Raw genomic sequence first — 26,886 nt, forward strand, 5'->3', positions numbered from 1 at the left:
CCGGGCGGACGGCCGCCCGGCCCGGGGCGCGGCTCACGACTGGCCGGCCGTCGCCTTCTCCTGCGCGTAGCGGTCGGCCGCCGCCTGGATGGCGGCGCCGTTCTTCGCGTCGAGCTCGGCGTGCTTGCTGCGCGCCCACGACTCCGCCGCCAGCAGCCGCCGCTGCGAGGGCTGGAAGGCGGGGATCACGTGGCGGGCGAACAGCTCGAAGCTGCGCTGGGTGGCCTGCCAGTTGGCCCAGTCGTGCTGCAGCAGGATGTAGCAGCCGAACCCGCCGTCGGACTGGTCGACCAGCCGCTGGATCTGGGCGATCGCGTCGTCGGGTGTGCCGATCACGCCCCACCCGCTGTCGTCGAGCCAGGCCAGCCGCTCGTCGAAGGTGTCGCCGGGGATGCGGACCGGCGGCAGGGCGAGGGTCTTCTGCGTGTACTCGACGAAGGCGTCGAAGCCGTAGCGGATGTCCTCGACGGCCTGGTCCCGCGTCTCGGCGATGTGCATGGGACCCATCAGCCGCCACCGGGAGCGGTCGGCGGTCCGGCCGGCCGCGGCGGACTCCGCCTCCAGCACGCTCCAGTGGTGGCCGAGGACGTCGAAGCCCTCCTTGGTCGTAGCGCCCACCGACAGCATCCCGAGGCCGTACTTGCCGGCCAGCCGGGGGCCGGTGGGGGAGGCGGTGGCCGCGACGGCCATCTCGAAGCACGGGTACTGGTAGGGCGCGAGCTGGCACCGCGCCTCGACCAGCCGGTAGCGGTCGGTCTCGATCGTCACCGGTTCCTCGCTGGTCAGCAGCCGGATGAGGACGTCGAGGTCCTCGTGCAGCGCCGGGCGCAGCTGAGCCGGCTCCAGGCCGATCATCGCCGCGTCGGTGGGCAGCGACCCCGGCCCGACGCCGACCATCAGCCGGCCGCGCAGCAGGTGGTCGACGAGGATCGCGCGGTCGGCCACCCACAGCGGGTTGTGGTACGGCAGCGAGACCACGCCGGTGCCCAGCTTGATGTTCCGGGTGAGCGGCCCGACGTGGGCCAGGAAGGTGAGCGGGTCGGCGATGATCTCGGTGGCCGCCGAGTGGTGCTCGCCGACCCAGACCTCGTCGTAGCCCAGCTGGTCCAGCAGCTGGATGGTCTCGATGTCGCGCTGCAGCGAGGTGGTCGGGTTCTGCGTGGGCGGGCTGTTGAACGGCGGCATGAACAGGCCGAAGCGCATGGTGCTCACGGGTGGCTTCCCTCCGGGTGCGACGGTGGACCAGGGGACGGACGCAGCCGGGGCCGGCTGCGGGCTCGGGGCCTCTACACCGTGAGCGGCCGGTAGCGCCGCAGCTTCTGGTAGAGGGTGCCGCGGGAGATGCCGAGCCGGGCGGCGGCCGCGGACTTGTTGCCACCGCACTCGGCGAGCGCGGCGGCGATGGCGTCGGACTCCACCTGCTCGAGCCGGGTGAGCCGGCTCGCCGGCGTCGCCGGCGCGGGCTCCGGCCCGGCCGGCGCGGTGCAGCGGAGGGCGAGGACGGCGCCGTCGCGCGGGCCGTCGTCGAGGGGCAGGACGTCGGCGACCACACCCCCGGCCAGCGCGACGACGGTGGCGCCGGCGCCGGCCGCGACGACCCGTGCCCAGGTGTCGGCGTGGTCCAGGCCCAGCTCGGCCGCCGCGCCGTCGGCCATCAGCAGGTCCGCGGTGAGCGCGACGACCGGCGCCGTCGTCCGCCGGCGGGCTCGCAGGAAGGCCTGCAGCAGCCGGTGCTCGCCGGCGGTCGCCGCCTCCGCCAGCGCCGACCGCACCTGGTCGGTCAGGGACCGGGCGGCGACCTGCAGGAAGGGGCCGGCGTCGGAGGCACGGGAGGTCACGTTGACCGCGCCCACGGTGCGCCCGGTCACCGGGCAGACGACGGGCGCGGCCACGCACGCCCACCGCTGGAACGACGCCACGAAGTGCTCAGCGCCGACGACCGTGGCCAGCCGGCCGGTCGCCAGCGCGGAGCCGATGCCGCAGGTGCCCACCTGCTGCTCGTCGAAGGCGGCGGCGAACCGCAGGCCCGACCGGTCGATCTCGGCGCTGAGCTGCCGGTCGGACACCCACCGCCACACCACGTGGCCGGTGCGGTCGGTGAGCGCCAGGCAGGTCCGGCTGTCGGCGAGCAGGTCGGCCATGCGGAGCAGGACCGGCGCGGCCGTGCGGACGAACGGGGAGTCGTCGTCGGCGTCCTCGACCGGGGGGACGTCGAGCCCCGGGTCGACCTGGTTCCACCGGGACCGGCGCCAGGAGGCGAGCACCTCGGCGCGGACCCCGACGGGCTCCTCGCCGCGCTGGAACGCCTCCCAGGCGTCGACTGCCGACACGCGCACCTCCCCGGCTCGACCGAGTCGAGTATGAGGTGGCTCACATGGCGGTGGGGTGTGCGATTTCTGGACATGCCACCCGCCCCCTCAGAACGGCGGTGGTGCGTCGGGACCGGCGATCGCCGGGTCGGTCGCGCGGTCGGGGAGCCCGGGTGGTGCGGGGCCGGGGAACCAGTCGGGCCCGGGTGGCCGGGTCACCCGGGTGATGCCGCTGGGGGTGGTGACGGTGATTTCTCCGTCGGGGCTCATGTTGAAGCGCCAGCCGCGGGCGTGGGTCTTGAGCCGGTGGTGGCGGCGGCAGAGGCAGCAGAGGTTGTCGCAGGCGGTGGCGCCGCCGGAGGCGTGCGGGATGACGTGGTCCCGGTCGGCCCAGCCGGCCCGCTTGTGGCAGCCGGGCATGCGGCAGTGCTGGTCGCGGGTACGCACGAACCGGTCGGTGGGGTTCGGTGGCCGGTAGCCGTCGACGGGGGCCGGCCGGTCGAGCACCGGGCAGCCGCAGTCGGCTCCCTGAGAGGCGATGTCGGGGTGGTCGGGGCAGCCGCGGCGGGCCAGGCGGTCGAGCTCGGCGCGGGTGAGGGTGGCGCGCAGTTCGCCGGTGCCGGGGTCGACCAGGCCGATGTCCAGGCTCCCGCCCTCGGGCGCCTGCAGCCCGCCGGGGCACAGCGCGTCGAGCTGCTCGAGCACCTGCCGCAGGTGGGCGGCGGTGATCGGCTGGCCGTCGACCGCACCCACCGAGCCGCCCGCGCCCGCTGAACCGGCAGCCTGCAGCGCCGGCAGTGGGGCGAGCACCGTGATGTGCGCCGTGACCGGCGGACGCGAGTCGTCCCAGGGCCGGGTGATCAGGGCGTGCAGCGCCGCCACCCGCAGCACGCCGATGGGGCGGTCGTCCCCGTCGGCCTTGGCGGCGTGGGCCAACTGGTCGACCGTCGCCCGCATCGCGGCGATCTGCTCGGCGGTGCCGGTGATCTCGTAGCGCGCCATGCCGTCGGGCAGCGGACGCTGGACGGCGTCGGCGGCCCTCCTCGCCTGTTCACGGCGCCGGTCGGCGGCCTGCTGGTCCAGCCGTTGCAGCTCGCGCTGCACCGCTGCCCGCACCCCGCTGATCGACAGCTCCATCGCCTGCGGCAGCACCAGCGCCTCCACCGCCCGCACGACATCCGGGGAGGTCTGGCCGGCCTTCTCGACCCCGAGTTCCTGGGCGATGGCGCGGGCGCGGGGCCAGTCGAGTTCGCCGTCGGCTAGCGCCGTCCAGGTGGCGGTCAGCCGGTGGCGCAGGTCGAGGACGACCGCCAGCAGCTTGCTGGCCTCGGTCCGCGACACGTTCAGGATCAACGCCAGCTCGTCGGGGAAGAACTCGCTCACCGCACCCGGCGCCGGATCACCGGCCCAGCCCGGAGACGCCGCACCCGGAGTGTTCGGGGCCGGGTCGTCGTCCACCGGCCGACGCGCAGCCAGCTCCGCCACCAGCCCCACCTCGTAACCGGCCAGCCGCGACCGCAACTGCTGCACCCGCTCCAGCTCCACGGCCAGCTCCACATCGGTACGCGTCTCCGGAGGCAGCACGTCGGACAACCGCGCCGGCCGCTGCCCCGCGAGCAGTGGCGGGCACGCGGCGGCAGGCAGCACCTGCGCCACGGTCAACCCGACCCCGAACCCCTCGAACCCGTGATCGATGATGCCCGACGGGTACGACAGGAACGCCCAGCTCAGCGGGGTGTGGACACCCGATCGGCCTGTGGAGGAACGGGACGCCACCGCGTGCCGCGCCGGCGCACCACCTCCACGAACAGCCGGTGCACCCGGAGGTCGCCGGTCAACTCCGGGTGGAAGCTCGTCGCGACGAGGTCGCCCTGCCGCACGGCGACGACGCGTCCGTCGGCCGGCCCGCCGGAGACCCGGCCGAGCACCTGGACGCCCGGTCCGGCGTCCTCGACCCAGGGCGCCCGGATGAGGACCGCCGGCACCGGCTCGCCGTCCAGCAGGACCGTCGACTCCGACGAGTCGACCTGCCGGCCGAACGCGTTGCGGCGGACGGTGACGTCGAGCCCGCCGATCGTCTGCTGGCCCGCGGCGCCGTCGAGCAGCCGGTCGGCGAGCAGCACCATCCCCGCGCAGGAGCCGTAGACCGGCAGGCCCGCGGCGACGGCCGCGCGCAGCGGCGCCATCAGGCCGCAGCGCGCGGCGAGCTTCCCGATCGTCGTGGACTCGCCGCCGGGGAGGACCAGGCCGTCGACGGCGGTCAGCTCGGCCGGCCGCCGGACCGGCACCGCCTCGGCGCCCGCGGCGTTCAGCGCGGCCGCGTGCTCCCGGACGTCGCCCTGCAGCGCCAGGACGCCGATCGTCGGCGTGCTCACCAGCCGCGGGTGGCGAAGCGCTGCGACTCGGGCAGCGCGGTCACGTCGATGCCGACCATCGCCTCGCCGAGCCCGCGGGACACCTTCGCGATGACCTCGGGGTCGTCGGCGAACGTGGTGGCCTGCACGATCGCCGCGGCCCGCTGGGCGGGGTCGCCGGAGCGGAAGATGCCCGAGCCCACGAACACGCCCTCCGCACCCAGCTGCACCATGAGCGCGGCGTCGGCCGGGGTGGCGATGCCGCCGGCGGTGAACAGCACGACCGGCAGCCGGCCGGTGCGGGCGACCTCGGCGACGAGGGAGTGCGGCGCGCGCAGTTCCTTGGCCGCGGCGAACAGCTCGCTCTCGTCGAGGCCGGCCAGACCGCGGATGCCGGCGCGGATGGCGCGCATGTGCCGCACGGCCTCGACCACGTTGCCGGTGCCGGCCTCGCCCTTGGAGCGGATCATCGCCGCGCCCTCGGCGATCCGGCGCAGCGCCTCGCCCAGGTCGGTGGCGCCGCAGACGAAGGGGACGGTGAACGCGCGCTTGTCGATGTGGTGCGCCTCGTCGGCCGGCGTGAGCACCTCGGACTCGTCGACGAAGTCGACGCCCAGGCTCTGCAGCACCTGCGCCTCGACGACGTGCCCGATGCGGGCCTTGGCCATCACCGGGATGGAGACCGCGTCGATGATCCCCTGCACCATGTCGGGGTCGCTCATGCGCGCGATGCCCCCGTGCGCCCGGATGTCGGCCGGCACCCGCTCCAGCGCCATGACCGCGACGGCGCCGGCGTCCTCGGCGATGCGGGCCTGCTCCGGGGTGACCACGTCCATGATCACGCCGCCCTTCAGCTGCTCGGCCATGCCGCGCTTGACGAGGTCGGTGCCGGTGGCGGGGACAGCGGTGTCGGTGCTCATCACGGGGTCCTTCGGGGGAGTGGGGCGTCGGGCCGCGACCACCCTGCGCCATCCTTTGGTCCGGACAGGAGTCCAAACGAGCCGGACCCGGGAGGACCAAATGGCCTACGCCAGCGACCTCTTCGTCCGGCTGGACCGGTCGGGAGGCACGCCGCTGAGCGTGCAGATCGCCGCGGCCGTCCGGACCGCGGTGCTCGACGGCGCGCTCGGTCCCGGCGACACGCTGCCCTCGACCCGGGCGCTGGCCGCCGACCTGGGGGTGTCCCGCGGGGTGGTGGTCACCGCCTACGAGCAGCTGGTGGGCGAGGGCTTCGCGACCGGACGGCGCGGCGGCGGCACCGTCGTGGCCGTGCGCCCCGATCCGGCGGCTCCCCGCCCGCCGGCCGGCCCGCCGCCCGCGGCCGAGCGCCCGGACGTCCCGCCGGTGGTGGACCTGACGCCCGGCCGGCCGGCCACCCGGCTGCTGGACGACGCGGAGTGGCGGTCGGCCTGGCGCCGGGCGGTCGCCGGCCCGCTGCCGCCGGGCGCGCCCGACCCCCTCGGGCTGCCCGCGCTGCGGGAGGCGGTCACGGTGTACCTGCGCCGGGTGCGCGGGGTCGAGGCGGCCCCGGACGAGGTGGTCGTGACGGCCGGCGCCGGGGAGGCGCTGACGCTGGTGGCCCTCGCGCTGGGCGGGCCCGGGGGCCGGCCCCGGATCGTCGTGGAGGACCCGAGCTACCCGACCGCCCGGCGGGTGCTCGCCGCCGCCGGCGCCCGCGTCCAGCCGCTGCCGGTGGACGCCGACGGCGCGCGGGCGGCCGACCTCGCGGCGCTGTCGCCGGTGCCCGATGCGGTGCTGCTGACGCCGTCGCACCAGTATCCGCTGGGCGGCCGGATGGCGGTGCAGGAGCGGGTCGACCTGCTGCGGTGGGCGGCCGACGCGGGGGTCCTCGTCCTGGAGGACGACTACGACAGCGAGTTCCGCCACCGCCGCCGGCCGCTGCCGGCGATGGCCTCGCTGCCGTCGTCCGCCGACGTCGTCCTCATCGGGAGCTGGTCGACGACCCTCACGCCCTGGCTGCGCTGCGGCTGGATGGCCCTGCGGGGGGAGGTGGGGGAGCGCCTGCGCGCGATCCGCGCGCTGCTGGGCACGCCGGTGTCGGGCGTGCAGCAGGCCGCGCTGGCCACGTTCCTCTCCGGAGGCGGGTTCTCCCGCCACACCGCGCGGGCGCAGCGGGACTACCGGCACCGCCGGGACCTGGTGGTCGCCGCGCTGGGGAACCGCCCGGACGTCACCCTCGGCGCCCTCGACGGCGGGCTGCACGTGGTGGTGCACCTGCCGCCGCGGGCCGACGCCGCGGCGCTGGTGCGCGCCGCCGCCGCGCGCGGCGTGGTCGTCGCCGACCTCGCCGACTACTGCGCCGGCCCGCCCCGGTCGCCGGGGCTGGTGCTCGGCTACGGCGCCCCGACCGACCTCGAGCTGCGGCGGGCGCTCGCCGTGCTCGCCGGGCTGCTCGACCGGGCCGCCGTGCCGTCCAGCGGCACGGCCGTGGAGGAGCGGGGGCCGGGGCGGGCATCGTCGGGCGGGTGACCGCGATGCAGCAGCTCCGCCTCCGTGCCCGGTGCCGGGTCGTCGTCGACAACGACTGGGCCGGTGACCCCGACGGGCTGGTGGGGCTGGCGCACCACCTGCTCTCCCCGGCCAACCGGGTGGTGGCGGTGACCAGCTCCTTCCTCAACCCGGTGTTCGGGGAGACCGACGGCACGGCCGCGCGGGGGACGGCGATGGCACGGGAGCTCGTCGACCTCGTCGGCGTCCCGGTGCCCTCGGGCGTGCACACCGGTGCCGAGGCGGCGTTCACCCCGGGCGGGGCGCGCTCGGCGGCCTCCGCGGCGATCGTGGCCGAGGCGCGCCGGGACGACGACCTGCGGCTGGTCGTCGTCTGCGCCGGCCCGCTCACCAACGTCGCCGCCGCGCTGGAGGAGGCGCCGGAGATCGCGACCCGCCTGACGCTGGTCTGGGTCGGCGGCGCGCTGGCCGACGGCGTGTTCGAGTACAACCGCGACACCGACCCCGCCGCCGCCGAGTTCGTGCTCGGCCGGGCCGAGCTCGCCGTCTCCTCGTTCCCGCTGGAGACCTACCGGCGCTGCGCGTACTCGGTGGCCGAGCTCGAGGCCGACCTCGCCGGCAGCGGCGCGGTCGGCGCCTGGCTGTGGACCCGTTTCGTGGAGCTGCCGCTGCCCGAGGGGCTGGAGATCGGCGCGGTGTGGCCCCTGGGCGACAGCCCGCCGGTGCTGCTCACCGCCCTGGACGACGAGTCCAGCCGGTACACCGTGTCGGCCGCGGGCGGCGCGGAGCGGCGGGTCTACACCGACGTCGACACCCGGCTGCTGTTCGGCGACCTGCTCGCCCGGCTGCGGCTGCACGAGCGCCGGCAGCGGCCGGTCCGGGTCTGAGCCGGAGCCCTCAGCCGAGCAGCCGGCCGACCGTCTCCATCCAGGCCGCCTGCACCCGTGGCGCGCGGTCGGCGGCCACCCGGTGCAGGCGGAGCAGCCCCGGTGCCCCGTCGGCGGTGAGGACCTCGAAGCCCAGCCGGCAGACCAGCGTCTGGATCTCCTCGGCGTCGAGCCCGGCGGTGACCAGCGGCTCGAGGAGCCACTCGACGTCTGCGCTGCGTGCGACCACGTCCAGGCCTTCGGATCCCGAGGGCTCCCCGGATGCAGCCCCTCTGCCGGTCAGGTGCCGGCCGGGTCCGGGCCGACGGTCGGGGGGACGTCCGGTGCGCCGGCCTGGTCGGGTCGCGGCCGGTCCTGCCGGTGCAGGCGGATCGCGACGAGCGCAACGTCGTCGGTCGGCGTGGGCTCCACCAGCTCCTCGATCAGCCGGTCGCACAGGTCGTCCAGCGGCAGGTCAGCGAGCCGGACCGCGGCGGCCCGCAGCCGCGCCATGCCGTCGTCGAGATCCGCGGTGCGCCGTTCCACCAGCCCGTCGGTGTACAGCAGGACGGTCGTGTCCCGGTCCAGGCTGATCGCCGAGTCGCTGCGCGGGGTCGAGGCGTCGACGCCGAGCATCAGCTCGCCGCGCCAGCTGGCCAGCTCGGCGATCGTGCCGTCGGGGTGGATGACCAGCGGCGGTGGATGCCCGGCGTTGGCCCACCGCATGCGGGTGATGCCGCGCTCGACGTCGGCCCGGCTCTGCTCGAAGCGGGCGACGGCGGCGGTCGCGTAGGTGTGCAGCTGCAGCTGGGCCATCGCCGCGTCGAGCTGGGTGAGCAGCTGGGCCGGGCCGGCGTCGCCGGTGACGGCGATCCCGCGCAGCATGCTGCGCAGCTGCCCCATCGACGCGGCGGCCGCGGTGTCGTGGCCGACGACGTCGCCGATGACCAGGTTGGTCGCGCCGTCCGGCTGGACGAAGGCGTCGTACCAGTCCCCGCCCACGCGCGCGGCCTCGGCCGCCGGCAGGTACCGCACGACGATCTGCGCGTGGTCGGGCTCCGGCGGCGCGGTCAGCATGCTGCGCTGCAGCTCCTCGGCCAGCCGCCGCTGCTGCTCGTAGAGGCGCGCGTTGTCCAGGGCCAGGCCCATGCGCTCGGCGACGTCGGTGGCGGTGGCGAGGTCGGCCGGGTCCGGCGTGCGGTGCCGGTCGTGGACCAGGGTCATGGCGCCCAGGACGCGGTCCTGGCCGCGGATGGGCAGCACGGTCATGCTGCCCGGGTCCAGCGCCCGCAGCAGCCGGCGCGCGGTGCCCGACGCCACGGCGCCCAGGGCGCTGCCGGAGAGCTCCGCGGCGGAGAGGGTCACGGTGCTCGCCGTGGTCACGGCGCGCACGACCGGTGAGGTGGCCGGGAACGACGCCTGCGCCGCGGCGGCGTACCGGCGCACCAGGGGAGTCCGCATCGGGTCGACGTGCCAGCCGCCGGCCTCCTGCAGGCTGCCGTCCTCGTCCACCAGGGCGACCGTCGCCCAGCTGGCCATCGTGGGCACCAGCAGGCGCGGGATGCGCCCCACCGCGGCCGGCGTGTGGAACGTCCCGGCCAGCTCGGCGCTGACCCGGGCCAGCAGCGCCAGCCGCTCCAGTGCCTGGCGGCGGGCGGTCACCTCCGTGAAGTACAGCCACAGCCCCTGGGCCGTGGGCACCGCCTGCACCTCGAACCACCGGTTCAGCGGTTCGGGGTAGAAGGCCTCGACGGTGCGGGGCCGGCGGGTGCTGACCGCCTGCCGGTAGGCCTCGCCGAACTCGTTGTCCGCGTTGGCCGGGAAGGCCTCCCAGTAGGAGCGGCCGAGCAGGTCGGCTCGCTGGTACCCGACCATCTCCTCCGCCGCCCGGTTGACGAAGCGGACCGTCCAGTCGGTGTCCAGCTCGATCAGCCCGATCGGCATGGTCTCCAGCGTCTGGGAGTCGGCGTCGACGTCGTCGCCTCCGTCGGTCCGCCACCAGCGCGCCATGCAGCCTCATCCCCGTGTCGACATGCGAACTTGATGACTTTATCAAGTCGATGACCACGGGGAGCCGGGCTCCGTAAGATGGCAGGCATGCCGTTCACTCCGGGCCGTCCCTTGGCCGAGGCGAAGGCGGACCTGTTCAAGGCCCTCGCGCACCCGGCCCGGATCCGGGTGCTCGAGCTGCTCGCCGAGCAGGAGCGCACCGTCGGGGAGCTCGCCGACGGCACGGGTCTGGAGCTCTCGCACCTCTCGCAGCAGGTGTCGGTGCTCCGGCGGGCCGGCATCGTCAGCAGCCGGCGGTCGGGCAACAACGTCATCTGCTCGCTGCGCGATCCGCAGACCGCCGAGCTGCTCGCGGTGGCCCGGCGGATGCTGACGCTGAACCTGCGGCACAACCAGACGCTGCTCGAGGCCCTGGACGGCGAGCGGGACGCCGTCGCGCTGGCCGACTCCGGCCGCGGCGGCGGCTGACCGCCGCGCGCGGCCGGCGGCCCCGGCTCACGCGTCCAGTCCGGTGAAGGTCGGCATCTCCTCCTCGCCGTCCCAGTTGACGCGGAAGGTGAACGCCTCCTCGAGCGCGGCTCGGTACTGCTCGGCCTCGTCCTCGGTGATCTCGCCGGAGGCGAGCACGGTGTCGATGGCCGTGCCCCACGACTCGACGAGCGCGTCGACGAGGTCCTGCGGGTCGACGCCGATGTCCTCGGCGACGGCGGCCAGGTTCTGGCCGGCGTCCATGCGGACGTGCAGCTCGTCGTGGCTGATGGCGAGCACCTCGTCGAGCACGTCCTGGACCGGCTGGTGCCCGCGGTGCAGGTCGAGCGAGCCGTCCCCGTAGGCCTCCTGGATCACCTCGACCAGCTGCTCCCCGGTGGTGACCGAGGAGACGTCGACGCCCCCCGGCCCGCCGCCGGCGCCGCCGTCCGGACGGCCGCCCGCGAAGGCGTCCTCCTGGGTGCTGCCGGTGCCGGTGGTGCTGCTGGACGTGGAGGTCGCCGAGGCGGCGTCGGCCGTCGTGCCGCAGGCGGCCGCGACGGGGACGACGGCGGCGAGCAGGGCGGCGGCGAGGGTCGTGCGGAGCTTCATCGTGGCTTCTCTCGAGCTGGGGGAAGTCGGTCGGGAGCAACGATGGGGACGCCGGCTCCGGTGACCCTGGGCGCTCGCTGGACGAACGCTGTGAGACCCGGCGGTCACGCCGGGTGATGTGGTCCTCCCAGCCGGCGTCCAGGCGGCTCCCAGACTCCGACCCCAGGCTCGGCCGCCATGTCCTCCCTGCACCGTGTCCGGCGCACGCTCGCCGGCGGGGCCGCCCCGGCCGGCGGCCTCGTCCTGCTCACCCCCGGGGTCGCCGACGCGCACAGCCTGGGCAGCAGCACCCTGTCGGTCCGGGTGGGCGAGGACTCGGTCGACGCGACGGTCAGCGTCGCGCTGCAGACCCTCGACCAGGCGCTGGGCACGGACTGGGCGTCGGCCGCGGACGTCGACTCCTACGCCGACGAGGTCGCCGCCTACCTCGACGAGCACCTGACCGTCACCGGCGCCGACGGCACGGAGTGGACCGAGACCTACGCCGGCGTCGTCCGCGAGTCGGTCGAGGGCATCGACTCCCTGAGCGTCGAGGTGACGATCGACCCGGGGGGCGCGGACCCGTCGGACTTCACGCTGACCTACGACGGCGTCATCGAGGCCGACCCGGCGCACGAGGCGGTCGTCGTCCTCACCGACGCGGCCGGCGACATCTCCACCGCGGGCGTCCTCGACGCCACGGACAGCAGCCTGCGGATCGGCGACGTGGCGGGGACGGGCCTGGCCGACATGGTCGGCCACGGCCTGAACCACGTGCTGGCCGGCGCCGACCACCTGCTGTTCCTGCTGACGCTGCTGCTGGTCGCCCCGCTCGTGGCCGTCGGAGGACGGTGGCGCCGCCGGGGAGGGCTCGGTCCGGCGCTGCGCCGCGTGCTCGCCGTCGTCACGGCGTTCACCGCCGGCCACTCGCTGACGCTGATCGCCGCGGCGCTGGGCTGGGTCGCCGTACCCGGCGCGCCGGTGGAGGTGCTCATCGCCGCCTCGGTGGGGGTGGCCGCCGTGCACGCGGTGCGCCCGCTGGCCCGCCGCGGCGAGGTGCTCATCGCCGGGGGCTTCGGACTGGTGCACGGACTGGCCTTCGCCGGCATCCTCACCGACCTCGGGCTCGACGGCTCGGCCTCGGTGCCCGCGCTGCTCGCGTTCAACGTGGGCGTCGAGCTGGCCCAGCTGCTCGCCGTGGTGCTCGTGTTCCCGTCGCTGTACCTGATGTCGCGCACCCGATCGGGCCCGGCGCTGCGGCTGATCGGCGCCGCCGTCGCCCTGGTCGCCGCGCTCGGCTGGGCGCTGGACCGGCTCGGCCTGCTCGCCAACCCCCTGGCGGGGCTCGAGGAGGCGGTCGTCGCCTCCCCCTGGCCGGTGGTCGCCGGCCTGGCCGCGGTGGCGGTGGCCTGCCGGGTGGCCGACCGGCGGGCACCGGCGGACGGCGTCCGCGAGGACGCCGTCGCACCGGCCGCCCGGTGACCCGGCCGGGGCGCCCCGTCAGTGCGCGACGACCGCCGGCCGCCGGTCCGCCCAGGGCAGCGCCTCCTCGAGGAGCGCGGCCACCCCCAGGAGGGTCTCCTCGGCCGCGTGCCGGCCGACCACCTGCACGCCGACCGGCCAGCCCTCGGGCGACGGCGGGCCGGGCACGCTGATCGCCGGTGCGCCGGTGACGTTGGACAGCGCTGTGAACGCCCCGAACGAGAAGATCCGGTCGTACCAGCCGCGGGCGTCCAGCGACGCGTCGTTCGCGTCCAGGTGGCCGATGGCGGTGTTGGGCGCCGCGGTGGTGGGGGTGACCAGCACGTCGTAGCCGGTGAAGAAGCCGGCGACCGCGCGGGTCGTGGCGTTGAAGACCCGGTCGACCGCGTAGATGTCCATCGCGGTCAGCGTGGCCCCGTACTCGGCGCAGGCGAGCGTGGTCGCCTCGAGCACCTCGGTGTCCAGCGTCCGGCCGAGCAGCGCGGCGATGCCGTAGGCGCCGTCGGCGAGGAAGCTGCTCCAGGCCTTGAGGTTGGCGTCGTCGAACGCCGCGACGTCGTACTCCGGGGCGGCCTCCTCGACCACGTGGCCGGCCTCGGCGAGGGCGCCGGCCACGGCCTGCACCGCCGCCACGCAGGCCGGGTCGACCGGCACCCCGTTGGCCGCCGTGGTCGACACCGCGACCCGCAGCCGCCCGCCGACCGGCCGGGCGGCGTCGCCGAAGCTCGTCGCCGGGGCGGGCAGCAGGTACCGGTCGCCGGGCTCGGCGCCGTGCACGGCGTCCAGCAGGCCGGCGACGTCGCGGACGGTGCGGGCGACGGCGAACTCGATGCCGAGGCCGAGGAGCGGGTCGCTGTAGTCGGGGCCGACGGTCACCCGGCCGCGGGTGGGCTTGAGCCCGACCAGGCCGCAGGCCGCCGCGGGGATGCGGATCGACCCGCCGCCGTCGTTGGCGTGCGCGGCCGGCAGCGCCCGGGCGGCGACCAGGGCCGCGGAGCCGCCGCTGGACCCGCCGGGGGAGCGGGAGGGATCCCAGGGGTTGCGGGTCGGGCCGTTGGCGACGGACTCGGTCGCGGCGTTGAAGCCGAACTCGGGGGTGGCGGTGAGCCCCAGCGCGGCCAGGCCGGCGGCGCGGAAGCGGGTCATCAGCGCGTTGTCGTACGGGAACGGGATGCCGTCGCCGAGCAGCCGGCTGCCCGCGCGCTGCGGCACCCCGGCGGCGTGGGTGATGAGGTCCTTGAGCGCGAACGGCACCCCGCCGAACGGCCCGGCCGGGTCGTGCTCGAGCGGCTTCTCGAAGAGCGGGCCGACCAGCGCGTTGAGCTCGGGCTCCACCTGCTCGACCGCCGTCCGTGCGGCCTCCTGCACCTCCGGGGCGCTGACCTCGCCGGAGCGGATCAGCGCGGCCAGGGCGGTGGCGTCGTGCTCGGCGTACTCGGCGACGTCCATGGGTGCTCCTCACGGCTCGGGGGCGGTGGCGGGAGACTGCCGCCGCCGCGGCCGGCCGCGCATCGGGGGAACTACCGAGCCCGGCGCGGCCCCACGGAGGGCCGGGACGTGGCAGGGTGCGGCGTGCCTTCCGTGCCGACGGGCAGCCGGCTGGCGGTGGCGCTCGAGGTCCGGGCGGCCGCCGAGGCCGTGGACTCCGGTGCGCTCCCCGGCGACCGGGCGCGCGGTGTGCTCGACGCGCTGACCGCGCTGCTCCCGTGCTGCGCTGCCGCGGTCGAGCGCTGGGACCCGGTCGGCGGCACGCACGAGACGCTGGCGAGCAGCGGCTACGCCGGCGAGGTCCTCGCCGCCATCGAGACCGGCTTCCACGCCGATCCGCACTTCCCGGCGGTGCGCGGCCCGGGTGGCCCGTTGCGGATGAGCGACATCCCCGAGGCCGGGCGCCGCGGGCCGATGTTCGAGCGGGTGATCGGGCCCTCCCGGTACACCGACGGGGTCAGCGTCTGCCTGACGGCGGGGGAGCGGTACGTCGGGGCGCTGCACGCCAGCACGGCCGGCCCGGCCGTGGACGACGAGGCGGTCGCGCTGCTGCGGCTGCTCGGCCCCGACCTGACCGCCCTGGTCGATCCGCTCGGCGGCGTCCCCCTGCCGGTGCCGGACGGCGAGGGCGGCATGCTCGCCTGGCGGCCCGGCGACGGCTCGACCGTGGCCCTGACCCCGGGCGCCGAGCCCGCCCTGGTGGCGCCGCCGGGCCCGCTGCGCGAGCTGCTGCACCCGGCGCGCTGGCCGTCCCGGCTGGGCTGCTCGCTGCTGGTCCTCCGGGGGAGCGCGCTGACCGCGGTCGAGGCCTCGCCCGCCGGGGCGTGGGTGGTGGTCGCGCACCGGCCGGCGCCGGCGCCCGGGGGGTTGTCGCTGCGGGAGCTGGAGGTGCTCGCCGCGCTGGCCGGCGGGGCCACCGACCGGATGGTCGCCCGCGCGCTCGGGGTCAGCGAGCGGACGGTGGGCAGCCACGTCGGGCACCTGCTGACCAAGCTGGGCGCCGGCAACCGGGCCGCGGCGGCCGCGACCGCCGTCCGGCTGGGGCTGGTGCACCTCCCGGTGCGCACGGCCCCGGGCGCCTGCTGATGGGGCCGGGGCGCCCGCGGTCCGGGCTCGCCGTCCGCCTGGACACCGACGACGTCGACTCCGCGCGGGAGCAGGTCGGGCGCACCTACTGCCCGCACTCGCTCACGCCCCGGGGGCCGGGGTTCCGCGCGCGGCACGCCGAGGGCGGCGGCGCGGGGCTGGGCGTGTACGTGCTCTCCTACGGCCGGAGCCCGGTGCGGGTGCGGCCGACCCCCTTCCGCGACTTCGTGCTCCTCTCCCGTCCGGTCGCCGGTGCGCTCGAGGTCGGGTCCGGCCGCCGCCGCACGGTGGTCGGCACCGGCGACGTCGTCGCGCTCGACGCCCGGGAGGAGCACGACCTGGCCTTCGGTCCGGGCTGCCGGCTGCTGACGGTCAAGGTCCCGCTCGCCGACATCGCCCGTGCCGCCGGGGCCGGCGGCGCGGCGGGGATCCGGACCGGCGTGCTCGCCGACCGCACCGCCTGGGACGGCGTCACCCGCTTCCTGCTGGACGAGGCCCTGCCCGGCGGCCTGCTGGAGGGGCCCGTCGGCCGGTCCGTCGTCGGGCTCGTGGCCGCCGCGGCGCTGGCGGCCACGCCGCCGGAGGCCGACCGCGGGCGGAGCGGCGGCGCCGGCGTCGTCCGGCGCGCGCAGGCGTTCGTGCACGACCACGCGCAGACCCCGATCGGCCTGGTGGACATCGCGGCCGCCGCGGGGGTGTCCCCGCGCACCCTGCAGCAGCACTTCCGCGACCGGCTGGGCACGACGCCCGCGGCCTACCTGCGCGACGTCCGGCTCGCGGGCGCGCACCGCGACCTGCTGGCCGGGAACGCCGGCGGCGTGGCCGAGGTGGCCTGGCGCTGGGGCTTCGCGCACCCGGGGCGGTTCGCCGCGGACTGCCGCCGGGCCTTCGGCCGGCTGCCCTCGGAGACCGCCCGGGGGCGGTGACCCCTTTCCGGTCGCGCGTTCCGGCCGGTGCGCGCGATCCGGACAGGGCGGCGCGGGCGGCGCCCCTAACGTCGCGGCACGGTCGCCGACCCGGGCGACACGACAGGGGAGGTCCCGTGATCCGCTTCGTCCTCGTCCACGGTTCCTGGCACGACGGCTCCCTGTGGCAGCCCGTCGCCGAGCACCTCACCGCCGCCGGCCACGAGGTGCACACGCCCACGATCGCCGGTCACGGCGTCGGGGTGGACAAGGCCGTCACGCACGACGACTGCGTGGCCTCGATCGTCGACTCCATCACCGGCGCCGACCTGACCGACGTCGTCCTCCTCGGCCACAGCTTCGGGGGCACGGTCATCGCCCGGGTGGCGGAGGAGATCCCCGACCGCCTGCGGCGCCTGGTCTTCTGGAACGCGTTCGTGCCGCAGCCGGGCAACAGCCTCCTCGACGAGGTGCCCCCGCACTACCGCGACCTGTTCGGCCAGCTCGCCGCGGCCAGCGGCGACAACACGGTCAGCATGCCGTGGCCGATCTGGCGGGAGGCCTTCATCCAGGACGCCGACGAGGCGCTCGCCCGCGAGACGTACGGCCGCCTGTCGTCGGAGCCCTTCCAGCCCTTCGTCGACACGCTGGATCTCTCGCGCTTCTACGCCCTCGAGCTGCCCCGCAGCTACATCAACGCCACCGAGGACACCGCGCTGCCGCCGGGGGAGTGGGGATGGCACCCCCGCATGTCCAGCCGGCTGGGGATGTACCGGCTCGTGCAGCTGCCGGGCAGCCACGAGGTCATGTTCACCGCGCCGCAGCGCCTGGCGGAGGCGATCGTCGCGGCCGGGCGGGACTGACCCGGCTGCGTCGGCCGGCTCAGGACGCCGGCCGGCGCAGCCGCTCGTCCGGGATCACGGCGACGCCGAGGATCTCGATCATCGCCTCGGGCTGCCACAGCGCGGTGCAGCCGATGCCGGCCATCGCCGGGTAGACGGGGCCGGCCAGCTCCCGCCAGACGCGGCCGATCTCCCGGCCGTGGGCCTGGTAGTCGGGGATGTCGGTCAGGTAGATGGTCACCGTCACGAGGTCCTCGGGACGGCCGCCGGCCTCGGCCAGCGTGGCCAGCAGGTTGCCGAACGCCTGGCGGAACTGCTCGACGATGCCGCCCTCGACGATCCTCATGTCGGCGTCGAGCGCGGTCTGACCGCCCAGGTACAGCGTGTTGCCGGACAGGGTGCCGTGCGAGTAGCCGCTCGGGGCCGGCAGCGCCGCGGGGTTCACCGGGATCGGGGTCATGCTGCCTCCATCGACGGCTATTGACATCTGGTGACGGTCGTGAACGATAGTGCATACGAGGCCGCGCCGACAGTCCCGAGAGGGCGCCGCAGGACGCCGGAGCGCGGGCTCCCCATCGAGGAGGAGCGCACATGCAGCCGACCGACAAGGACCTCCGGATCCCCGCGGGAGCGGGCTCGCCGTACGCCAACGAGGCCGGCCTGGTCGTGCCGGTCGTGACCCGCGGCGGGCTCGAGTCGCAGCGCACCGGCCAGTCCGAGGGCGCCTCCCGGATCGCGGGCGTCAGCCGGGAGAACACCCCGGCCACCCGCATCTGGTTCGGCAAGGTCAGCAACGAGCCCGGCTACCGGTCGGTCCCGCACCACCACGGGGAGGCCGAGACCGGCGGCTACGTGCTGTCCGGACGGGCGCGGATCTACTTCGGGGAGAGGTACGAGGACTACCTCGACATGGAGGAGGGCGACTGGGTCTTCGTGCCGCCGCACATGCCGCACGTCGAGTGCAACCTCGACCGCAACCGGCCGCTCACCTGGATGACCACCCGCACCCCGGACAACATCGTGGTCAACCTCGCCGACGTCGCCGACGCCGCGCTGAGGAACTGGGTGGACCGGCCGTGACCGCCCCGACGTCGGAGATCTTCACCGCCGCCGTCACGCTCCGCGAGCAGCCGGGGGCCGACGGCGTCGCGTACGTGGCCACCACCCAGCCCTGCCCCTGGCCCAAGGCCTACGGCGGTGACCTCGTCGCGGCCGCGGCGGCCGCGGCGATGCGCACCGTCCCCGACGCCGGCGAGGGCGCGAAGTCGATGCACTCCATGCACTCGTACTTCATGCGGCCGGCCGACATCGGCGCCGAGGTCCGCTACGAGGTCGAGGTGCTCCGCGACGGCCGGGGCTACAGCACCCGCTCGGTCCGCGGACACCAGAACGGCAAGGTGGTGTACGTCGCGCTGGCCTCCTTCGCGGCGGGGGAGCCGGGTGGCTCGCACGCGCCGACGGCGCCGGAGGTGCCGGGCCCGGAGACCCTGCCCAGCTCGGCCGAGTACCTCGCCGAGCGCTCGGGCGGCACCATGACCGAGGAGTCGAAGGCCTACTGGAGCGCGGGCCGCAGCTTCGACATGCGGCACGTCCCCGGACCGGTCTACCTCACCGTCGACGGGGGACGATCGCCGCACCAGGCGGTCTGGGTCCGCCCCTACGACGCCCTGCGGGAGGTCCCCGGGCTGTCGCGGGCGCAGCGCGACCTCGCCGCGCTGGCCTACGTCTGCGACTACACGATCCTCGAGCCGGTGCTGCGCGTGCTGGACCTGCCGTGGGCCCGCCCGGGTCTGGTCACCGCCAGCCTCGACCACGCGATGTGGTTCCACGCCGTCCCCGACGAGGGCGTCGTCGACGGCTGGCTGCTCTACGCCCAGGAGGCCGGGCACGCCGGCTCCGGCCGCGGCGTCGGCCTCGGCCGCTTCTTCACCCCCGACGGCCGGCACCTGGCCACGGTCGTCCAGGAGGGGATGACGCGGGCGTCCTGAGCCCCCGTCCGCCCCGGCTCCGAGAGGACCACCCATGCAGCTCTCGCCGAGCGCCCACGTCGACACCTTCGCCCGGGACCACCTGCCCCCGGCCGAGCAGTGGCCGCGCCTGGAGTTCCCCACCCCCGACCTGCAGTACCCCGAGCGGCTCAACGCCGCCGTCGAGCTCCTCGACGGCGCCATCACCCGGTTCGGCGCCGACCGCCCCGCCGTCCGCACCGACACCGGCGAGGTGTGGTCCTACGGCGAGCTGCGCCGCCGCGCCGGCCAGGTCGCGCAGGTGCTCGCCGAGGACCTCGGCCTCGTGCCGGGCAACCGCGTGCTGCTCCGGTCCCCGAACAATCCCTGGACCGTCGCGGCGTGGCTGGGCGTGCTGATGGCCGGCGGCATCGCCGTCACCACCATGTGCGCGCTGCGCGCCCGGGAGCTCACCCCGGTCGTGGCGCGGTCCCGGCCGGCGATCGCGCTGGTCGACGCCCGGTACGTCGCCGACGTCGAGGCGGTGCGGGACGCCGACGCCCCGCAGCTGCGCGTGGTGACCATCGGCGGGGACGACGGCGACGACCTCGTGGCCCGCTGCTCGGAGCGGTCGGGGGAGTTCCGCGCCGTCGACACCGCCGCCGACGACGTGGCGCTGTTCGCCCCGACGTCCGGGAGCACCGGCGTCCCGAAGATCACCACCCACTTCCACCGCGACCTGCTGGCGATCGACGACACCTTCGGCCGGAACGTGCTTCGGCTGCGGCCCGACGACCTCGTGGCCTGCACCGCCCCGCTCGGCTTCACCTTCGGGCTCGGCATGCTCGTCGTCTTCCCGCTGCGCGCCGGCGCCTGCATGTTCCTCACCGAGAACGCCCCGCCGGCCCGCCTGGCCGAGCTGGTGGAGCAGCACGGGGTGACGGTGCTGGCCACCGCGCCCACCGGGTACCGGCAGATCCTCCGGTCGGGCGGCATCCAGCGGCTGCGCGGCCTGCGCGCCGCGGTGAGCGCCGGCGAGCACATCCCGCAGCAGGTGTGGGAACAGGTCGAGGCCGAGCTCGGGCTGCGGATCATCGACGGGATCGGCGCCACCGAGATGCTGCACATCTTCGTCTCCGCCGCCGGGGACGACATCCGGCCGGGCAGCACCGGGAAGGCGGTGCCCGGGTTCCGCGCGACCGTCCTGGACCCGGACGGGCGGGAGGTCGCCCCCGGGGTCGAGGGTCGTCTCGCGGTGATCGGCCCGGTCGGCTGCCGCTACCTCGACGACGAGCGGCAGCGGATCTACGTCGTCGACGGCTGGAACGTCACCGGCGACACCTTCGTCCGGGACGAGGACGGCTACTTCCACTACCGCGCACGCACCGACAACATGATCGTCTCGTCGGGCTACAACATCGGCGGGCCCGAGGTGGAGGCCGCCATCGACACCCATCCCGACGTCGTCGAGTCGGCGGTGGTGGGCAAGCCCGACCCCGAGCGCGGCTCGGTCGTGTGCGCGTTCGTGGTGCTGCGCGAGGGCGTGACCGCCGGCGAGGCCACGGCCCGGGCCATCCAGGACCACGTCAAGCAGCAGCTGGCGCCCTACAAGTACCCGCGCGACGTCCGCTTCTGCCCGTCCCTGCCCCGCAACAGCAGCGGAAAGCTGCAGCACTACGTCCTGCGCGACATCGTCACGAACGAGGGGACGGCGCCGCGCGTCCCCTCGGTGGAGGGAACCCGATGAGGATCGCGATCGCCGGTGGCGGGCCGGGCGGGCTGTACCTCGCCGCCCTGATGAAGCAGCTGGACCCCGGCCACGAGGTCACCGTCTGGGAGCGGAACGCGCCGGACGACACCTTCGGCTTCGGCGTCGTCTTCTCCGACGAGACCCTCGGCGCCATCGACAACGCCGACCCGGTCATCCACGAGCAGATGTCGCGCCGCTTCGCCCGCTGGACCGACATCGACATCGACATCGACGGGACGTCGTTCACGGTGGGCGGCCAGGGCTTCGCCGCCATGGGGCGCAAGGACCTGCTGCACCTGCTGCAGCAGCGGGTGGCCGACCTGGGGGTCACCGTCCACTACCGCACCGAGGCACCGGACGTGGAGCAGCTGCGGGCCACCCACGACCTGGTCGTCGGGGCGGACGGGCTGAACTCCCGGATCCGCACCACCTACGCCGACGTCTTCCGCCCGTCCCTGGACCGGCGCCGGAACAAGTACATCTGGCTCGGGACCGACCTGGTGTTCGAGGCCTTCCAGTTCGTCGTCAAGCAGACGGAGTGGGGGACGATGCAGATCCACGGCTACCCCTACTCCGGCAGCGGCTCCACCTTCATCGTCGAGATGCACGAGGACGTGTGGCGGCGCGCGGGGTTCGACGCCACGGCCGACCGGAGCTTTCCGCCGGGGGTGTCCGACGACTACGCCGTCGAGCGGATCACCGAGATCTTCGCCGACGAGCTGGCCGGCCACCGGGTGCTCACGAACAACTCCAAGTGGCTGGAGTTCGTGACCGTCCGCAACGAGTGCTGGCACTCCGGCAACGTGGTCCTGCTCGGGGATGCCGCCCACACCGCGCACTTCTCCATCGGCTCGGGCACCAAGCTGGCGATGGAGGACGCCCTCGCGCTGGCCGCCTGCCTGCACGAGCACCCCACCGTGGAGGCCGCGCTGGAGGCCTACCAGGTCGAGCGCAAGCCGGTCGTGGAGTCCACCCAGCGCGCGGCGCAGGCCTCGCTGGAGTGGTTCGAGAACATCGGCATGTACCACGACCAGGACCCGGCCCAGTTCTGCTTCAACCTGCTGACCCGCTCGCGGCGGATCACGTTCGAGAACCTCAAGGACCGGGACGCCGACTTCGCCGCCCGCATCGAGGCCGCCTTCGCCCGGGCCACCGGCTCGCCGGAGGTGGCCCCGGCGATGTTCCAGCCGGTCGACATCGGCCCGCTGCGGCTGCCCAACCGGGTGGTCCTGTCGCCGATGGACATGTACAGCGCCGTGGACGGCGTGCCCAACGACTTCCACCTCGTGCACCTGGGCTCCAAGGCGCTCGGCGGCGCCGGCCTGGTCATGACCGAGATGGTGTGCGTGTCGCCGGCCGGCCGGATCACCCCCGGCTGCACCGGGCTGTGGAACGACGAGCAGCGGGACGCCTACCGGCGCATCACCGACTTCGTCCACGAGCGGAGCGCGGCCAGGATCGGGCTCCAGCTCGGGCACTCCGGCCGCAAGGGGTCGACCCGGCTGATGTGGGAGGGGATCGACGAGCCGCTGCCGGAGGACAACTGGGAGGTCATCGGCCCCTCCGAGCTCGCCTACGGCGAGGGCTGCCACATGCCGCGGGGCGCCACCCGCGAGGACCTGGACACGGTGGTGGCCGACTTCGTCGCCGCGGCCGAGCGCGGCGTCGCGGCCGGGTTCGACCTGGTGGAGATCCACGCCGCGCACGGCTACCTGCTGTCGTCGTTCCTCTCGCCGGTCTCCAACCGGCGCACCGACGAGTACGGCGGCTCGCTGGCCAACCGGCTGCGCTTCCCGCTGGAGGTCTTCGACGCCGTCCGCGCGGTGGTGCCGGAGACGATCCCGGTGACCGTCCGGATCTCGGCCACCGACTGGCTGCCCGACGGCAACACCGAGCACGACGCGGTGGAGATCGCCCGGGCGTTCGTCGAGCACGGTGCGGCGGCGATCGACGTCTCCTCCGGGCAGATCGCCAAGGACGAGAAGCCGGCGTTCGGGCGGTCGTACCAGACGCCGTTCGCCGACCGGATCCGCCACGAGGTCGCCGCTCCCGCCGGCGTGCAGGTGATCGCGGTCGGGGCCATATCCTCCTACGACGACGTCAACTCGATCCTGCTCGCCGGCCGCGCCGACCTCTGCGCGCTGGGTCGCACGCACCTCTACGACCCGCAGTGGACGCTGCACGCCGCCGCCGAGCAGGACTACCAGGGAGAGGGTGCCCAGTGGCCGGTCCAGTTCCGGGCGGGCCGGCGCCGGCCGCCCACCTCGCGCACCGACAAGATCCCGCCGCGGCTGGCGCTGCTGCGGGAGGAGACCCCGGGGCAGGTGCACGTCCGCTGGACGCCGGAGCGGGCACCGACGCCGGTCGCGTGAGCGCCGCGGGCGACGCTCCGCGCGTCGCGGCGACGTACCGCACCCGGATCGGCTGGTCGGACACCGACGCCAGCGGCCACTACCACAACAGCACGGTGGTCCGTCTCATCGAGGCGGCCGAGGCGACCCTGGTCCGCGAGCGGGGGATCACCGGCTGGTTCGGCGTCATCCCCCGGGTGCGCCAGGAGATCGACTACCAGGGCCGGCTCTGGTTCGACCAGCCGGTGGCCTGCGAGATCGTCCTCGAGCGGCTGGGGACCAGTTCGGCGACGTTCACCTTCGAGGTGTGGGGCGAGGACTTCGGGGACCACCGGGGCGGGCGGGCGGCGTCCGGCCGGATGGTCGTCGTGCACGCCCCCGACCTCGCCGGGCGGGCCGAGCCCTGGCCCGCCGCGTGGCGCGAGGCGCTCGGCGGCTGAGCCGCCCGCTCTACGGCGCCGTCGGCGCGTCGCCGTCGTCCCCGTGGATGACCGCCATGGCGTGCTTGTGCGCCAGGGGCCCGAGCGCCTGGTGGAGCTCGTCGAACAGGGCGCCGGCGGCCTCGCCGATCCAGCCCTCGGGGAGCACGGCGGCGGGCAGGCCGGGGTCGCGGTAGGGCAGCCGCCGCCAGTGGGTGAGCATCGGGACGTGCACCCCGAAGGCCTCGCGGGGGTCCATCCCGGCACCGGTCGCGCGGGGGAGCACGGGGCGGTAGCGCTGCAGGAAGTCGGTGTAGAGGCCGGCCAGCTCGTCGAGGTCCCACCACTGGCGGACCTTGGCCCGCGGATCGCCGAAGGCCACGTACTCGCCCCGGAAGATGTCGACGTAGGCGGCCAGGCCCCGCCGCTCGAGGGTGTGCCGGGTCTCCTCCTCGAGGTTGCCCGGGGCGACCCAGACGCCGGGCGCGGCGGTGCCGAAGCCCAGCCGGGTCAGGGTCGCGCGCAGCGCGTGGCGCCGCTCCCGCTCGGACTCCGGCACGGAGAAGGCCACCAGCAGCCAGCCGTCGGCGACCGTCGCCCGGCGGCGCTCGAAGATCCGGACGTCGCCCTCGGCCAGCACCTCGAGGGTCGCCGGCGCCAGGCTGTACCCGGCCAGGCCCCGGTGCCGCTCGGCGAGGACGACGCCGCGGCGCTTCAGGCGGGAGATCGACGACCGCACCGCCTGCGGCTCGGCGCCGGCGGCGTCGGCCATCAGCGAGATGAGGGACGCCACGGACAGCCAGTTGCCCTCGGCCCGGGCGTACAGCGCCAGCACGGTGGTGATCAGCGGGGCGAGGCGGGCGTCGCGGCTCCCGGTCCCGGGGCTCGCGGGAGGCGCCGCCGTCATGGCCGGAGGGTAACCGACCGCGACGTGCCGCCACGGTGCGCCACATCCCGCTCAGCGGCGGCGGCACCGCCGGTCGCCGGGGGAGTGCGGTAGAGCGGAGGTCATGCCGATGTCGCTGCAGGAGATCTCCGACCGCCTGGAGATCCAGGACCTCATGACGCGCTACAGCTACGCCGTCGACGCGCGCGACTGGGACGGGCTGGACGCCGTCTTCACGCCGGACGCGCGCATCGACTACTCGGCGTTCGGCGGCAGCGTGGGCGACCTCGCCGCCACCAAGCGGTTCCTCGCCGAGGTGATGCCGAAGTTCCTGACGCTGCAGCACCTGATCGCGGGGACGACGATCACCTTCGACGGCGACACCGCCCGGGCCCGCACGCAGTGCCACAACCCCATGACCTCGGGCGACCCCGCGGCACCGGACCTGATGGTCACCGGGTTCTGGTACGTCGACTCGCTGGTCCGCACGCCCGAGGGCTGGCGGATCGCCGAGCGGGTGGAGGAGAAGGTGTACCTGAAGGTCTTCCCGGGGCGGGGCTGACGGCGGACCGGCGAGCGGCGGCCGCGGCCGGAGTCGCGCCCGGCTCGGCTGCACCCGCACCGGCTCGCCCGGCATCGGCGTGGAGCGGATCACGAGAGCGCTGTCGGCCTGCTGGGGCGTCCTCGTGGCCGTGGAGTCACACACCGCCGTGCCCGCGATCGAGGACCTGCACTCCGGGCGGATCGTCGACTACTCGTGGATGCCCGGATGACCGCCGCCCTGGCGGCGACCGCGCTGCGCAATCGCGATCGCCCTGCGCGGGCCGGTCCGACAATCGTCCACTCCGACCGCGGCAGGCAGTACCGCTCCATGGCGTTCGTCATCGTACTAACGGACCATTGCCTGACCGGTTCTGGAAGGATGGCAGCGTGAGCGACACTGTGATCGTCGGGTTCCTTCGCACACCCGAGGGCGAAGCTGCCTTCGCGGCGGCCGTCGAGGAGGTGCGCAGGCGCCGCGGCCGGCTCGTGATCGTCCACTCCTCCCAGGGTGGTGACGAGGATGCCGCCACCGTCCGTGCCGATCGTGACGCCCTCCAGCAGATCCAGGAGCAAGTCCGTGGCGAGGGTCTCGAGGTGGTCGTCGCGGATCTCGCCCGGGGCAACGACCCGGCTGACGACATCATCGACATCGCCGAGAGGGAAAAGGCAGCACTCATCGTGATCGGCATGCGTCGCCGGTCCCCCGTCGGCAAACTCCTCCTCGGGAGCAACGCCCAGTCGGTCCTCCTGGGAGCCGGCTGCCCCGTCCTCGCCGTCAAGGCGGCATCGGTGTAGCGCAGGCGGCCGAGACCGTCCACGAACACGGAGGTGTCCCTCCAGTCGTCGACGACGCTGCGCTGGTCGGCGAGCCCGAGGAGCGGGAACGCATCATGCAGGAGGCCACGGCACAGCTCGACGAGTTCGTACCGATCCTCCAGCCATCCGGACGGACGTGCAGGACCTGCCGTCGCTCCTTCACGACGGAGGCCGACCCGGTCAGCCCCGTCACCGAGGAGAACTGGTACACCGCCGGCTGACCCAGCCGGTCCACGGGAACACGGAGATCTCCGCGTGGCCTCGGCGCCCCGGGGACTTCCTCTGTCGGGACGCGTCGCCGGCTCGCGCCGGAGCGTCCGGGAAGGTGCGCGCGGGATGGGACGGTTCGAGGGAGGCAGTGCCTTCGTCGTGGGAGGGGCCGCCGGGCTGGGGCTGGGGATCGCCCGGGCGCTGGCCGAGGCAGGGGTGCGGGTGGCGATCTCCGACATCAATGCCGAGCATCTCGCGCATGCCGGCGACCTGGTGCGGTCCACCGGCGCCCCGGTGCACCTGGTCCGGCACGACGTGCGGGATCGCGACCGGTGGGTGGACGCGGTCGACGAGGCAGAAGCCGCCATCGGCCCGATCCAGTTGCTCTGTGCCGCCGCGGAGCTGGCCTCCCCGCTGACGGCGGCCCGCGCGTCGTGGGCGGACTGGGACCTGGTGACCGGCATCAACCTCGGCGGGGCGGTCAACGCCATCGCCACGGTGGTCCCGCGGTTGCGGCAGCGCGGCGAGGGCGGCCGCATCCTGCTGACGACGTCCCTGGCCGGTGTCGGTGCTGGCGCCGGCGGCACACTCCATGCCACGGGGAAGGCCGCGGTCGTGGCGCTGGCTCAGTGCCTGCGGCAGGACCTGGCGGCCGACGGGATCACGGTCGGCCTCGTCGCCACGGCCGGTGCGGTCGACCGCCCGGAGGGCGAGTGGCTGGAGCTCGGACGGCGGGTCGTGCAGGGCGCTCGCGAGGGCGAGGCCTTCGTCGTCGAGGACCGGTCGGTGGGCCGGCTCGTCCGTGCCCGGCGGGTCGCCCTGCTGGCCGCGGTGCCCGACGGGAGCCCGACCTCCGACGGCTCGAGCCCGACCGCGCGCTGAGGCGCCTCCCTAGCGCAGACCGGGCGCGGCCTGCCGTGAGTGGTCGCCGCCGCCCCCCGACGTGTCCCAGCGCTCCCGAGACCCCAGTGCAGGGCCAGGGGCCTGGGTCAGGGGCAGGGTCGGCGAGAGGTGAACCGCAACTCGTCGCCATCGCGCATCTGAGACGGTCATCGACGACGGCCGGGTAGCTGCCGACGGGATCTCCGGCAGCCT

The 26,886-nt window shown here is 75.2% G+C and carries 28 protein-coding genes; 17 read left to right on the forward strand and 11 right to left on the reverse strand.

Features of this window, described 5'->3' with window-relative positions; all coding sequences use genetic code 11:
• Positions 1 to 33: 33 nt before the first annotated feature.
• From ACI79R_RS20500 to pdxS, 5 genes are all read right to left on the reverse strand, one after another.
• On the reverse strand, positions 34 to 1,203 hold the full coding sequence (locus tag ACI79R_RS20500) for an LLM class flavin-dependent oxidoreductase (protein WP_456575559.1): 1,170 nt from the start codon (positions 1,201 to 1,203) through the stop codon (positions 34 to 36).
• 83 nt (positions 1,204 to 1,286) lie between these two features.
• Positions 1,287 to 2,330 carry a helix-turn-helix domain-containing protein gene (locus ACI79R_RS20505; protein WP_456575517.1) on the reverse strand — a complete coding sequence of 348 codons (1,044 nt, stop codon included), beginning with the start codon at positions 2,328 to 2,330 and terminating at the stop codon, positions 1,287 to 1,289.
• A gap of 87 nt (positions 2,331 to 2,417) precedes the next feature.
• On the reverse strand, positions 2,418 to 3,956 hold the full coding sequence (locus tag ACI79R_RS20510; protein ID WP_456575518.1) for a DUF222 domain-containing protein: 1,539 nt from the start codon (positions 3,954 to 3,956) through the stop codon (positions 2,418 to 2,420).
• Between the two features lie 80 nt (positions 3,957 to 4,036).
• The gene (pdxT, locus tag ACI79R_RS20515) at positions 4,037 to 4,684 is read right to left on the reverse strand and encodes a pyridoxal 5'-phosphate synthase glutaminase subunit PdxT (protein WP_456575519.1); all 648 of its coding nucleotides are present in this window, start codon (positions 4,682 to 4,684) and stop codon (positions 4,037 to 4,039) included.
• Positions 4,681 to 5,583 (reverse strand): pyridoxal 5'-phosphate synthase lyase subunit PdxS, encoded by a 903-nt coding sequence (pdxS, locus tag ACI79R_RS20520; protein ID WP_456575520.1) that lies wholly within the window; start codon positions 5,581 to 5,583, stop codon positions 4,681 to 4,683. Before pdxS ends, pdxT begins: the two co-directional genes overlap by 4 nt.
• Positions 5,584 to 5,683: 100 nt before the next feature.
• Here pdxS and pdxR point away from each other — a divergent pair, with 100 nt between their 5' ends.
• Both pdxR and ACI79R_RS20530 read left to right on the forward strand, forming a co-directional pair.
• The gene (gene pdxR / locus ACI79R_RS20525) at positions 5,684 to 7,153 is read left to right on the forward strand and encodes a MocR-like pyridoxine biosynthesis transcription factor PdxR (protein ID WP_456575521.1); all 1,470 of its coding nucleotides are present in this window, start codon (positions 5,684 to 5,686) and stop codon (positions 7,151 to 7,153) included.
• Between the two features lie 5 nt (positions 7,154 to 7,158).
• Entirely contained in the window at positions 7,159 to 8,019 is an 861-nt protein-coding gene (locus ACI79R_RS20530; RefSeq protein ID WP_456575560.1) for a nucleoside hydrolase, read from the forward strand.
• 10 nt (positions 8,020 to 8,029) lie between these two features.
• Here ACI79R_RS20530 and ACI79R_RS20535 read toward each other — a convergent pair whose 3' ends face one another.
• Both ACI79R_RS20535 and ACI79R_RS20540 read right to left on the reverse strand, forming a co-directional pair.
• Complete coding sequence (locus ACI79R_RS20535; protein WP_456575522.1) at positions 8,030 to 8,248, reverse strand: hypothetical protein; 219 nt, start codon at positions 8,246 to 8,248, stop codon at positions 8,030 to 8,032.
• Positions 8,249 to 8,298: 50 nt separating this feature from the next.
• Positions 8,299 to 10,008 (reverse strand): SpoIIE family protein phosphatase, encoded by a 1,710-nt coding sequence (locus ACI79R_RS20540; protein ID WP_456575523.1) that lies wholly within the window; start codon positions 10,006 to 10,008, stop codon positions 8,299 to 8,301.
• Between the two features lie 87 nt (positions 10,009 to 10,095).
• Between ACI79R_RS20540 and ACI79R_RS20545 the strand changes: the two genes are divergently transcribed.
• Positions 10,096 to 10,476 (forward strand): ArsR/SmtB family transcription factor, encoded by a 381-nt coding sequence (locus ACI79R_RS20545; protein ID WP_456575524.1) that lies wholly within the window; start codon positions 10,096 to 10,098, stop codon positions 10,474 to 10,476.
• Positions 10,477 to 10,503: 27 nt separating this feature from the next.
• Here ACI79R_RS20545 and ACI79R_RS20550 read toward each other — a convergent pair whose 3' ends face one another.
• On the reverse strand, positions 10,504 to 11,088 hold the full coding sequence (locus tag ACI79R_RS20550; RefSeq protein WP_456575525.1) for a hypothetical protein: 585 nt from the start codon (positions 11,086 to 11,088) through the stop codon (positions 10,504 to 10,506).
• A gap of 177 nt (positions 11,089 to 11,265) precedes the next feature.
• Between ACI79R_RS20550 and ACI79R_RS20555 the strand changes: the two genes are divergently transcribed.
• Entirely contained in the window at positions 11,266 to 12,549 is a 1,284-nt protein-coding gene (locus ACI79R_RS20555; RefSeq protein WP_456575526.1) for a HupE/UreJ family protein, read from the forward strand.
• An 18-nt stretch (positions 12,550 to 12,567) separates the two neighbouring features.
• Here the strand turns inward: ACI79R_RS20555 and ACI79R_RS20560 are convergent, their stop codons facing one another.
• Positions 12,568 to 13,998, reverse strand: a complete 1,431-nt coding sequence (locus ACI79R_RS20560) for an amidase (protein WP_456575527.1) — start codon at positions 13,996 to 13,998, stop codon at positions 12,568 to 12,570.
• Positions 13,999 to 14,121: 123 nt separating this feature from the next.
• On the opposite strand from ACI79R_RS20560, the gene ACI79R_RS20565 reads away from it, so the two are divergent.
• The 3 genes from ACI79R_RS20565 to ACI79R_RS20575 all read left to right on the forward strand — a co-directional run bounded on the left by ACI79R_RS20565 (position 14,122) and on the right by ACI79R_RS20575 (position 16,891).
• Entirely contained in the window at positions 14,122 to 15,123 is a 1,002-nt protein-coding gene (locus ACI79R_RS20565) for a LuxR C-terminal-related transcriptional regulator (RefSeq protein WP_456575528.1), read from the forward strand.
• On the forward strand, positions 15,123 to 16,049 hold the full coding sequence (locus ACI79R_RS20570) for an AraC family transcriptional regulator (protein WP_456575529.1): 927 nt from the start codon (positions 15,123 to 15,125) through the stop codon (positions 16,047 to 16,049). Before ACI79R_RS20565 ends, ACI79R_RS20570 begins: the two co-directional genes overlap by 1 nt.
• A gap of 116 nt (positions 16,050 to 16,165) precedes the next feature.
• Entirely contained in the window at positions 16,166 to 16,891 is a 726-nt protein-coding gene (locus ACI79R_RS20575) for an alpha/beta fold hydrolase (protein WP_456575530.1), read from the forward strand.
• Positions 16,892 to 16,910: 19 nt separating this feature from the next.
• Here the strand turns inward: ACI79R_RS20575 and ACI79R_RS20580 are convergent, their stop codons facing one another.
• Positions 16,911 to 17,330, reverse strand: coding sequence for a RidA family protein (locus ACI79R_RS20580; protein ID WP_456575531.1), 420 nt, complete (start codon positions 17,328 to 17,330; stop codon positions 16,911 to 16,913).
• Between the two features lie 131 nt (positions 17,331 to 17,461).
• Here ACI79R_RS20580 and ACI79R_RS20585 point away from each other — a divergent pair, with 131 nt between their 5' ends.
• From ACI79R_RS20585 to ACI79R_RS20605, 5 genes are read left to right on the forward strand one after another with little or no spacing between them, the layout of a single operon-like run.
• Positions 17,462 to 17,950: a cupin domain-containing protein gene (locus ACI79R_RS20585; protein WP_456575532.1), complete on the forward strand. Its 489-nt coding sequence runs from the start codon at positions 17,462 to 17,464 to the stop codon at positions 17,948 to 17,950.
• Positions 17,947 to 18,858 carry an acyl-CoA thioesterase gene (locus ACI79R_RS20590; RefSeq protein WP_456575533.1) on the forward strand — a complete coding sequence of 304 codons (912 nt, stop codon included), beginning with the start codon at positions 17,947 to 17,949 and terminating at the stop codon, positions 18,856 to 18,858. The genes ACI79R_RS20585 and ACI79R_RS20590 overlap by 4 nt, the downstream gene beginning before the upstream one ends.
• 34 nt (positions 18,859 to 18,892) lie before the next feature.
• Positions 18,893 to 20,563, forward strand: a complete 1,671-nt coding sequence (locus ACI79R_RS20595; protein WP_456575534.1) for an AMP-binding protein — start codon at positions 18,893 to 18,895, stop codon at positions 20,561 to 20,563.
• The gene (locus tag ACI79R_RS20600) at positions 20,560 to 22,938 is read left to right on the forward strand and encodes a bifunctional salicylyl-CoA 5-hydroxylase/oxidoreductase (RefSeq protein ID WP_456575535.1); all 2,379 of its coding nucleotides are present in this window, start codon (positions 20,560 to 20,562) and stop codon (positions 22,936 to 22,938) included. The genes ACI79R_RS20595 and ACI79R_RS20600 overlap by 4 nt, the downstream gene beginning before the upstream one ends.
• Positions 22,935 to 23,357 carry an acyl-CoA thioesterase gene (locus ACI79R_RS20605; protein ID WP_456575536.1) on the forward strand — a complete coding sequence of 141 codons (423 nt, stop codon included), beginning with the start codon at positions 22,935 to 22,937 and terminating at the stop codon, positions 23,355 to 23,357. Before ACI79R_RS20600 ends, ACI79R_RS20605 begins: the two co-directional genes overlap by 4 nt.
• A 10-nt stretch (positions 23,358 to 23,367) precedes the next feature.
• On the opposite strand, the gene ACI79R_RS20610 is transcribed toward ACI79R_RS20605, so the two are convergent.
• Positions 23,368 to 24,243, reverse strand: coding sequence for a PaaX family transcriptional regulator (locus ACI79R_RS20610; protein WP_456575537.1), 876 nt, complete (start codon positions 24,241 to 24,243; stop codon positions 23,368 to 23,370).
• 103 nt (positions 24,244 to 24,346) lie between these two features.
• On the opposite strand from ACI79R_RS20610, the gene ACI79R_RS20615 reads away from it, so the two are divergent.
• The 5 genes from ACI79R_RS20615 (at position 24,347) to ACI79R_RS20635 (ending at position 26,673) form a co-directional block, all read left to right on the forward strand.
• Positions 24,347 to 24,784: a nuclear transport factor 2 family protein gene (locus ACI79R_RS20615; protein WP_456575538.1), complete on the forward strand. Its 438-nt coding sequence runs from the start codon at positions 24,347 to 24,349 to the stop codon at positions 24,782 to 24,784.
• A gap of 79 nt (positions 24,785 to 24,863) precedes the next feature.
• Positions 24,864 to 24,995, forward strand: a complete 132-nt coding sequence (locus ACI79R_RS20620) for a hypothetical protein (protein WP_456575539.1) — start codon at positions 24,864 to 24,866, stop codon at positions 24,993 to 24,995.
• Positions 24,992 to 25,156, forward strand: coding sequence for a hypothetical protein (locus ACI79R_RS20625; protein ID WP_456575540.1), 165 nt, complete (start codon positions 24,992 to 24,994; stop codon positions 25,154 to 25,156). The genes ACI79R_RS20620 and ACI79R_RS20625 overlap by 4 nt, the downstream gene beginning before the upstream one ends.
• The gene (locus tag ACI79R_RS20630) at positions 25,153 to 25,560 is read left to right on the forward strand and encodes a universal stress protein (protein WP_456575541.1); all 408 of its coding nucleotides are present in this window, start codon (positions 25,153 to 25,155) and stop codon (positions 25,558 to 25,560) included. The genes ACI79R_RS20625 and ACI79R_RS20630 overlap by 4 nt, the downstream gene beginning before the upstream one ends.
• 357 nt (positions 25,561 to 25,917) lie before the next feature.
• Entirely contained in the window at positions 25,918 to 26,673 is a 756-nt protein-coding gene (locus ACI79R_RS20635; RefSeq protein ID WP_456575542.1) for an SDR family NAD(P)-dependent oxidoreductase, read from the forward strand.
• The last annotated feature ends 213 nt before the right edge of the window (positions 26,674 to 26,886 follow it).

The sequence above is a fragment of the Blastococcus sp. SYSU D00820 genome (genome assembly GCF_054050695.1).

Bases quoted from the DNA above. Each gene is read 5' to 3' on its own strand.
- ACI79R_RS20500 (WP_456575559.1), bottom strand. From the start codon at position 1,203: ATGCGCTTCGGCCTGTTCATGCCGCCGTTCAACAGCCCGCCCACGCAG.
- pdxS (WP_456575520.1), bottom strand. From the start codon at position 5,583: ATGAGCACCGACACCGCTGTCCCCGCCACCGGCACCGACCTCGTCAAG.
- pdxR (WP_456575521.1), top strand. From the start codon at position 5,684: ATGGCCTACGCCAGCGACCTCTTCGTCCGGCTGGACCGGTCGGGAGGC.
- ACI79R_RS20530 (WP_456575560.1), top strand. From the start codon at position 7,159: ATGCAGCAGCTCCGCCTCCGTGCCCGGTGCCGGGTCGTCGTCGACAAC.
- ACI79R_RS20540 (WP_456575523.1), bottom strand. From the start codon at position 10,008: ATGGCGCGCTGGTGGCGGACCGACGGAGGCGACGACGTCGACGCCGAC.
- ACI79R_RS20545 (WP_456575524.1), top strand. From the start codon at position 10,096: ATGCCGTTCACTCCGGGCCGTCCCTTGGCCGAGGCGAAGGCGGACCTG.
- ACI79R_RS20550 (WP_456575525.1), bottom strand. From the start codon at position 11,088: ATGAAGCTCCGCACGACCCTCGCCGCCGCCCTGCTCGCCGCCGTCGTC.
- ACI79R_RS20555 (WP_456575526.1), top strand. From the start codon at position 11,266: ATGTCCTCCCTGCACCGTGTCCGGCGCACGCTCGCCGGCGGGGCCGCC.
- ACI79R_RS20560 (WP_456575527.1), bottom strand. From the start codon at position 13,998: ATGGACGTCGCCGAGTACGCCGAGCACGACGCCACCGCCCTGGCCGCG.
- ACI79R_RS20570 (WP_456575529.1), top strand. From the start codon at position 15,123: ATGGGGCCGGGGCGCCCGCGGTCCGGGCTCGCCGTCCGCCTGGACACC.
- ACI79R_RS20580 (WP_456575531.1), bottom strand. From the start codon at position 17,330: ATGACCCCGATCCCGGTGAACCCCGCGGCGCTGCCGGCCCCGAGCGGC.
- ACI79R_RS20585 (WP_456575532.1), top strand. From the start codon at position 17,462: ATGCAGCCGACCGACAAGGACCTCCGGATCCCCGCGGGAGCGGGCTCG.
- ACI79R_RS20595 (WP_456575534.1), top strand. From the start codon at position 18,893: ATGCAGCTCTCGCCGAGCGCCCACGTCGACACCTTCGCCCGGGACCAC.
- ACI79R_RS20600 (WP_456575535.1), top strand. From the start codon at position 20,560: ATGAGGATCGCGATCGCCGGTGGCGGGCCGGGCGGGCTGTACCTCGCC.
- ACI79R_RS20610 (WP_456575537.1), bottom strand. From the start codon at position 24,243: ATGACGGCGGCGCCTCCCGCGAGCCCCGGGACCGGGAGCCGCGACGCC.
- ACI79R_RS20615 (WP_456575538.1), top strand. From the start codon at position 24,347: ATGCCGATGTCGCTGCAGGAGATCTCCGACCGCCTGGAGATCCAGGAC.
- ACI79R_RS20625 (WP_456575540.1), top strand. From the start codon at position 24,992: ATGACCGCCGCCCTGGCGGCGACCGCGCTGCGCAATCGCGATCGCCCT.
- ACI79R_RS20635 (WP_456575542.1), top strand. From the start codon at position 25,918: ATGGGACGGTTCGAGGGAGGCAGTGCCTTCGTCGTGGGAGGGGCCGCC.